Source organism: Caulobacter sp. GW821-FHT12A07, assembly GCF_058807655.1.
This window is the reverse complement of sequence record NZ_JBXAQX010000008.1, coordinates 60,554-68,472: the sequence shown is the minus strand read 5'-3', so window position 1 is coordinate 68,472 and position 7,919 is coordinate 60,554. Positions and strand designations below refer to the sequence as shown.

Sequence of the window (7,919 nt, the reverse complement as noted above, 5' to 3'; positions counted from 1 at the left end):
CTCGCTAGCCGACCTGCACCAGGTGGCGCATGCCCTGCTCCATCTCGTCGATCACGCGTTCGACGTGCGGGTCCCGCCGCAGGAATTGGGCGTAGGTCTCGGTGATCGAGGCGGGCGCGATCAGGTCCATGCCGAGGCGTTCGGCCGTCACCCCGATCGCGAAGAGGGCGGGGGCCAGGGCGCAGTCGGCGATCGTGAGGCGTTCGCACAGGGCGTAGCCCGGTCCCGGCAAGAGGTCTTCGAGCATCGCGACGCCGTTCAGCAGTTCCTCGACCGTCCGGCGGGCGCTGGCGGCGTCGGTGCGCGGTTGGGCCAGAGCGACCATCGACGGCATCAGATAGAGATCCACGTGCCGCACCAGGAGCCGCGCCATCGCCCGGTCGAAGACGTCGACCGGCATCAGGGACGGCGCCTCCGGAAACCGCTCTTCCAGATACTCGAGCAGGACGGCCGACTCCCAGAGGGGGCCGCGATCCTCGAGCAGGACGGGGATCCGCCCGGTCGGGCTCAGGTCGCGAAAGTGGCGGTTGTCGCGCCAGCCCGCGGGCGGCGGGATCAGGTCGATGGGCAGGCCCTTGGCGTAGATCGCGATGCGGACGCGCGCCGCGAACGGCGACACGGGAAGACTGATCAGGTCCATCTAGGTTCCAGCGGGCTTCGGTTGTTCTTTGCCGAGTCTTGGCATACCGGTTGGAGATTGTCGCTAAGCCGACACAGTTCGCGACCTCTCCGCATCACGATGACACCCGACCCGTCCAGCGTACCTTCCGCCTCGAGCGCCTTCGCCAGGTTCACCGACGCCGAGACGATGGCGCTGGCGATCGGCGACATCAATTCGGGCGCCAAGCCTCTTCCCCTCGAACGGACGAGCCGGCGCTTCGACGGCATGCTGGCGCGGGCGAGCTTCGGCGGGCTGAACCTGGGCATGGGCCGCTTCGCCCAGGGCATCGCCCAGACCGCGGCCATCCCCGGCGTCCACACCTTCATGTTCGCCACCGAGCCGGGGATCATGCGGCGCGTCTCGGGGCGCAAGCTGTTCGGCCGGCACATCTTCCACTTCCGGCCCAACGAGCGGACCGTCACCGGCTCTCCGCCCGACATGCCTTGGGCCTTCGGCATCGTGACCATGCCGTTCGAGCGGCTGACCGAGCATGCGCCCAACCTGATGGGCGCGGGCCATGCGACGCCGTTGGACGATGACCGCATGTTCGTCGCGCCGTCGGCGGCGATGAACGAGCTCATCGGGCTGATGAGCGACATCTCGGGCGTGATCCAGAGCACGCCCGAAGTCCTGGCGGAGCCACAGCCGTCCAAGGCCCTGGCGGGTGCGGTCGTGGACAGGCTGATGGCCTGTCTCTCGGAGGGGCTGGTCAAGCCGGACAGGGCCGCCCTGGGTCGCCATCGCCAGATCGTCGCCCGCTTCGAGCGCGCCCTGGAGGAGCGCCCTGAGGAGATGCTGTCGCTGGGCGACATCTGCAGGGTCGTGGGCGCGGCCGAGCGGACGCTCAACCTGGCCTGCCAGGAGTTTCTTGGGGAAGGCGCGGTGCGCTACGCCCGCAATCGGCGGCTGGACCTCGTCCATGCCAGGCTGCGGGCTTCCGATCCCGCCACCACCCTGGTGACCAAGGTCGCCATGGATCACGGCTTCTGGGAACTGGGCCGCTTCGCCCAGGCCTATCGCCTTCGCTTCGGCGAGCGTCCTTCGGACACCCTGCGCCGCAACGCGCACTGACCTTTCTCCAAACTCCGCCGTTCATGCCGGGATCGCATAGTCCGGCGCCCGCCTCGCTGGCAGGGACGGGCGGACACGCGTCATGCGGATCCTCGACCTGGCCGGCCTGAAGCGTCGCCGTCGATCCCTGTTTGCACGTGCGTTTCAGGGGGATCGGGCCTGGGCCCAGGCCAGCGCGTCGCGTGACGCGATCTGACGTCCCTGCGGTTCAAGAACGGCCCGCCAAGACGGGCCTGGCAGGTGTCAAAGTGCGGCAGTCGATCAACACGGTTCGGGCGTTCAACAACACGCGGGCTATCCGCAATTCGGTCTCGCTCACGGTGCTGGCGCTGGCGGTCAGCCTTGCAGCCCCGATGGCCCAGGCCCGGCAGATCACCCGGGGCGGCGGTGATGGCGCCGGCTTCGGCTCCTATACGCCCCAAGGCGGCATCGCCGGCGGCGCCGGCGGCGCCTCCGGCTCTGGAAGCTATGGCGGGGCGGCGGCCGCCACGCCGACCGGCTCGGCCGAGGCCGGGGCCAACGGCAGCCAGGCCGGAGGGCAGCCCGGGGCGCTGAACGACCTCTCGGCCGGCGGCGGCGGCGGCGGCTCCACCGGCCTTGGCGGCGACGGCGGCCTGGGCTGGCAGGTCGCCTCGACCGGAACCATCTCGCTGGTCGTCGACTTCGCGGGGACGGACGGCGCCAACGGCGGCGCCAACGGCGGCGCCAATGCGGCTGGCGGCGGCGGCGGCGGCGGGCTCGTGCTGACGGGCGCGAACGTGCGGCTGTCGACCGCGGGCTATGACATCACGGGGGGCGACGGCGGCGAGGGCAACGCTGGCGGCGGCGGCGGCGGTGGCGGCGGCGGCGTCGGGCTGGTGCTGCTGAACGGCGGCTCGGTGACCGTGGACGGCGGCGCGGGCGGTGCGGCCAGCGCCATCACGGGCGGCGCGGGCAGCTCGCTCGGCAACGGCGGCGCGGGCCTCTTCCTCTACAACGGCGGTTCGCTGAACGTCCAAAGCGGCACGATCACAGGCGGGGCCGGGGGCACTTTCGCCAGTTGGGGCGGGGCCGGCGCGGCCGGCGTGCTCAGCAATCTTGGAACCATCGTCAACGCGGGGACGATCACCGGCGGCGAGGGCGGTTACGGCTACTCGAACGGCGGGGCGGCCGGCATCGGCGTGATCGCCTGGGGCGGCACGATCGAGAACAGCGCGACCGGCGTCATCGCCGGCGGCGTCGGCGGGCAAGGGAACGGCAACTTCAGCGGGATGTATTCCGGCGCCGGCGGGGCGGGCATCGTCTTCACGGGCGGTCAGCCGGGGCTGCTGGTCAACGCCGGAACGATCCAGGGCGGGGCGGGCGGCCCTGCCTCCAACGCGATCCGGCGGGGCGCCGGCGGCAGGGGCGTGGTCGGCGCCAGCACCGGCTCCACCACCATCATCAATTCGGGCACGATCATCGGCGGCGTCAGCGTAAGCTCCCAGCGCGCCTATGCGATCCAACTGTTCGGTAGCGACAACCGTCTGGAGCTTCACGCCGGCTCGTGGATCCGTGACGTCGTGGCGGTGACCGGCGGCGGCTCCAACAACGTGCTGGCCCTGGGCGGCGCCGACGACGACAGGTTCGACGCCACGCATATCGGGTCGGACGGGTCCTATGACGGCTACGGCTACATGGGCTTCGACACCTTCGAGAAGCTGGGCGCCAGCACCTGGACCCTGACCGGCACGGGCGCCCAGACCTGGTCGCTGCTGGAAGGCGTGCTGAAGGGCGACAGCAACAGCCTGGCCGGCAGCGTGGTCTTCGGGACCGGCGCCGGCAGCCGGGGCGTCGTCTTCGACCAGGCGTTCGACGGGGTCTACCGCGGCCAGATGTCCAGCGGCGGCGCGGTGACCAAGACGGGCGCCGGAACCCTGACGCTGACCGGCGAGTCCGCCTCGAACTGGACGATCTCGGGCGGCGGGGTGATCGCCCAGGCCGGCCTGTTCGGCAACGATGCGACGATCGACGCCGGCGCGTTCCTGACCCTCGATCAGAGCACGGACGGAACCTATGGCTTCGTGCTTTCGGGCGCTGGCGAGTTCCGCAAGGCCGGCTCGGGCAAGCTGATCCTGACCGAGGACTCTTCGGCCTTCACCGGTGCGACCACGGTCGGGTCCGGGATCTTGTCGGTCAACGGCTCCCTGGCCGGTTCGACGGTCACCGTCGCCTCCGGCGCGACGCTGGGCGGCACGGGCACGGTGGGCGACACCATCATCCTGAGCGGCGGCCATCTGGCGGCCGGCAACTCCGTCGGTACGCTGTCGATCGCCGGCGACCTGACCCTCGCGTCAGGCTCCAGCCTCGACATCGAGCTGGGCGCGCCGGGCGCGTCTTCGGCCTCGCCCGGCGTCAGCGACCGTCTGGTCGTCAGCGGCGACCTAGCGCTGAACGGCGTGATCAATCTCTCGCAGAGCGCCGCCTCGGCCGACGGCGTCGCCGGCATCGGCTACTATCGCCTGATCACCTATGGCGGGGCCCTGACCGCCAATACGGCGACGATCAACTCCACGCTGTCGCTGAGCAATGTGAACTACGCGCTGCAGGCCGGCAGCGGCCGGGTCGATCTCTACATCAGCAACGCCCTCATTCCTGGCGACAACACCCTGCAGCACTGGCAGGGCGGCGACGGGGTCTGGAGCGCGACGAGCACCCAATGGCTGAACGACGGCGGCAACACCCCGGCGGCCTGGGCGAGCAAGTACGCGATCTTCAAGGACGCCGGCGCCTTCACGGGCGGCACGGTCACGGTGGACGGCGCGCAGAGCTTCATCGGCCTCCAGTTCGTCGACGAGGGCTATGAGCTGACAGGGACTGGCCAGCTGGCCACCGTCTCGGGCGGAAGCGAGATCCGCGTGCTGGCCGACGTCGCCAAGATCGGCGTGGCGATCACCGGCGCCGGCCTCGTCACCAAGACCCAGGCCGGCACGCTGATCCTGACGGGCGCCAACACCTACACCGGCGGGACGTTGATCGATGCGGGCACGCTGCAGATCGGCGACGGCGGGACTTCGGGCTCGATCGTCGGCAATGTCGGCAACCGCGGCGTGCTGGTCTTCAACCGTTCCGACGCCATCACCTTCGCCGGTCGGATCTCCGGCTCGGGCGCGGTGCGCATCCTGGACGGCGGCGTGACCTTCACCGCCGACAACATCTATGCCGGCGGCACGACCATCGCCTCGGGCGCGCAGCTGAACCTCGGCGCCGGCGGCACGAGCGGCTTGATCGGCGACGTGGTCGCCAACGGCGCCTTGGTGTTCGACCGCTCCGACAGCTTCGACTTCGACGGCCTGATCAGCGGCTCGGGCGTGGTCCGCCAGGTCGGTTCGGGCAAGCTGGTCCTGACCGGCGACTCTTCGGCGTTCACCGGCGCGACGTCCGTCGAGGCGGGAACCCTGACGGTCAACGGCTCCCTGGCCGGTTCGACGGTCACCGTCGCTTCCGGTGCGACGCTGGGCGGCAAGGGCACGGTGGGCGACACCATCATCCAGAGCGGCGGCCATCTGGCTCCCGGCTCCGGTGGATCTATCGGATCTGTCGCAACCCTGTCGATCGCGGGCGACCTGACCCTGGCGTCCGGCTCGAACCTGGACATCGAGCTGGTCGCTCCGGGCGCGTCGTCGGCCTCGCCCGGCGTCAGCGACCGTCTGGTCGTCAGCGGCGACCTGGCGCTGAACGGCGTGGTCAATCTCTCGCAGAGCCCCGCCATGGCGGCGGGCCTGGGATACTATCGCCTGATCACCTACGGCGGCGCCCTGACCGCCAACACGGCGACGATCAACTCCATGCTGTCGCTGAGCAATGTGGACTACACGCTGGAGGCGGGCGGCGGCCGAGTCGACCTGCTGATCAGCAGCACGCTCATTCCTGGCGACGACACCCTGCAGCACTGGCAGGGCGGCGACGGCGTCTGGAGCGCCGCCAGCACCCAATGGCTGAACCAGGGCGGCAACACCCCGGCTGCCTGGGCGGGCAACTACGCCGTCTTCAAGGACGCCGGCGCGTTTGTCGGCGGCGAGATCACGGTGGAGGGCGCGCAGAGCTTCCTGGGCCTGCAATTCGTCGACGAAGGCTATGAACTGAACGGGAGCGGCCAGCTGACCACCGTCGCGACGGGCAGCGAGATCCGCGTGCTGGCCGACGTCGCCAAGATCGGCGCGGCGATCACCGGCGTGGGCAAGGTCGTCAAGACCGAGGCCGGCACGCTGGTCCTGACCGGGACCAACACCTATGCCGGCGGCACCTCCATCCAGGCGGGTACGCTCCAGATCGGCGATGGCGGGACTTCGGGTTCGATCGTCGGCGACGTCGCCAACAGCGGCGTGCTGGCCTTCGACCGGTCGGACGCCGTCACCTTCGGTGGGCTGATCTCGGGTTCGGGCGCGGTTCGCATCCTGGACGGCGGCGTCACCTTCACCGCCAACAACAGCTATGCCGGCGGCACGAGCATCGCCTCGGGCGCGCAGTTGAAGCTCGGCGCCGGCGGCACGACGGGCTCGATCGGCGGGGACGTCGTCGCCAATGGCGCGCTGGTGTTCGACCGTTCGGACAGCCTGACCTTCGCCGGCGCGATCAGCGGCTCGGGCGCCATCCGCCAGGTCGGCGCGGGCAAGACGGAGCTGACCGGCGCCTCCAGCGGCTTCACCGGTTCGACCACGGTCGAGCAGGGCACGCTGGCGGTGAACGGCCTGCTCGGCGGAACGCTGGACGTCTGGTCCGGCGCTCGCCTGCAAGGCGTCGGCACGGTGGGGACCACCGTCGTGTCGGGCACGATCGCGCCCGGCAATTCGATCGGCACGCTGAACATCGCCGGCGGCGTCACCTTCAAGCCGGGCTCGATCTTCGAGGTCGAGGCGAACGCGGCCGGTCAGTCGGACAAGATCCTCGCCTCCGGCGCGGCCACGATCCAGGGCGGGACCGTCAAGGTCCTGGCGGGCGCGGGCACCTACAAGCCCCAGACCAGCTACCTGATCCTGCATGCCGACGGCGGCCTGACGGCCGGCGGCAAGTTCGACGGCGTCACCTCGAACCTCGCCTTCCTCGACCCCTCGCTCAGCTATGACGGCTCGAACGTCTATCTGCGGCTGCGGCGCAACGACATCAGCTTCACCGACATCGGCGTGACCCCGAACCAGATCGCGGCGGGGGCGGGCGCCGAGAGCCTGGGCTGGGACAACCCGGTCTTCGACGCCGTGGTCAACCTCTCGGCCGATCAGGCGCGCGACGCCTTCGACCAGCTGGCCGGTTCGGACCACGCCAGCCTGCGCGGCTCGCTGATCCAGGACAGCCGCTTCGTTCGCGACGCGATCCTGGCGCGCGGCGACCTGGCCGGCGTCGACGGAACCTCGGCGTGGGGGCAGATCTTCGGCGGCTGGGGCTCCATGAAGGGCGACGGCGACGCGCAGAGCTACGACCGCGACATCCAGGGGCTGCTGACCGGCTACGACGGCTCGCTGGGCCGGGATATCCGCGCCGGCGTCGCCGCGGGCTACAGCACCAGCGACCTGAAGACCGCGCGCGCCAAGCACGACGTCGAGACCTATCACCTCGGCGGCTATGTCCTGGCGGAGCGCGGCGGGGTGTCGTTCCAGCTCGGCGGCGCCTATGCGTGGCATGAGGTCGAGGCCTCGCGCCGGGTCGCGTTCGGAACGTTCGGCGAGACCCTGTCGAGCGACTATTCGGCCCACACCTATCAGGCGTTCGGCGAGGTCGCCTTGAAGCGTGAGGTGGCCGGCACGACGCTGCAGCCATTCGCCGGCCTGGCCTATGTCGCGCTGACCGACTCCGATGTCAGCGAGCAGGGCGGCGCCGCCGCGCTGCAGGGCGGCGGCGACGAACACCTGACCTACGGTTCGGTCGGCGTGCGCTTGAAGAGCGACCTGAACGCCGGGGAGCTTCACCTGCGTCTCGCCGGCTCGGCCGCGCTGCGCCATGCGTTCGGCGATCGCGCGCCGACCATCGACCTGGCCTTCAGCGGCGCGCCGTCGTTCAGGATCGTCGGCGCCCCGATCGACAAGGACAGCCTCGCCGTCAATCTGGGCCTGGAAGCCGACCTCGGCCGGAGCGCCGTGCTGGGCGTCAGCTACTCCGGGGACTATGGCGACCGCTCGACCGACCACGGGGCTCGCGCCCAGCTCAGCTGGAGGTTCTGATCGGAGGCGGCGGC

3 protein-coding genes are annotated in these 7,919 nt (G+C 70.6%); 2 read left to right on the top strand and 1 reads right to left on the bottom strand.

The window, feature by feature from the left end:
- Window positions 1–4: 4 nt before the first annotated feature.
- Entirely contained in the window at window positions 5–640 is a 636-nt protein-coding gene (locus tag AC1RRS_RS16960) for a glutathione S-transferase family protein (RefSeq protein WP_492856136.1), read from the bottom strand.
- 99 nt (window positions 641–739) lie between these two features.
- On the opposite strand from AC1RRS_RS16960, the gene AC1RRS_RS16955 reads away from it, so the two are divergent.
- Window positions 740–1,732, top strand: coding sequence for an AraC family transcriptional regulator (locus tag AC1RRS_RS16955; protein ID WP_492856135.1), 993 nt, complete (start codon window positions 740–742; stop codon window positions 1,730–1,732).
- Between the two features lie 248 nt (window positions 1,733–1,980).
- Window positions 1,981–7,905 carry an autotransporter domain-containing protein gene (locus AC1RRS_RS16950; protein WP_492856134.1) on the top strand — a complete coding sequence of 1,975 codons (5,925 nt, stop codon included), beginning with the start codon at window positions 1,981–1,983 and terminating at the stop codon, window positions 7,903–7,905.
- Window positions 7,906–7,919: the final 14 nt, after the last annotated feature.

Excerpts from the sequence above, each read along its gene's own strand:
- AC1RRS_RS16960 (WP_492856136.1), bottom strand. The coding sequence starts at position 640 with ATGGACCTGATCAGTCTTCCCGTGTCGCCGTTCGCGGCGCGCGTCCGC.
- AC1RRS_RS16955 (WP_492856135.1), top strand. The coding sequence starts at position 740 with ATGACACCCGACCCGTCCAGCGTACCTTCCGCCTCGAGCGCCTTCGCC.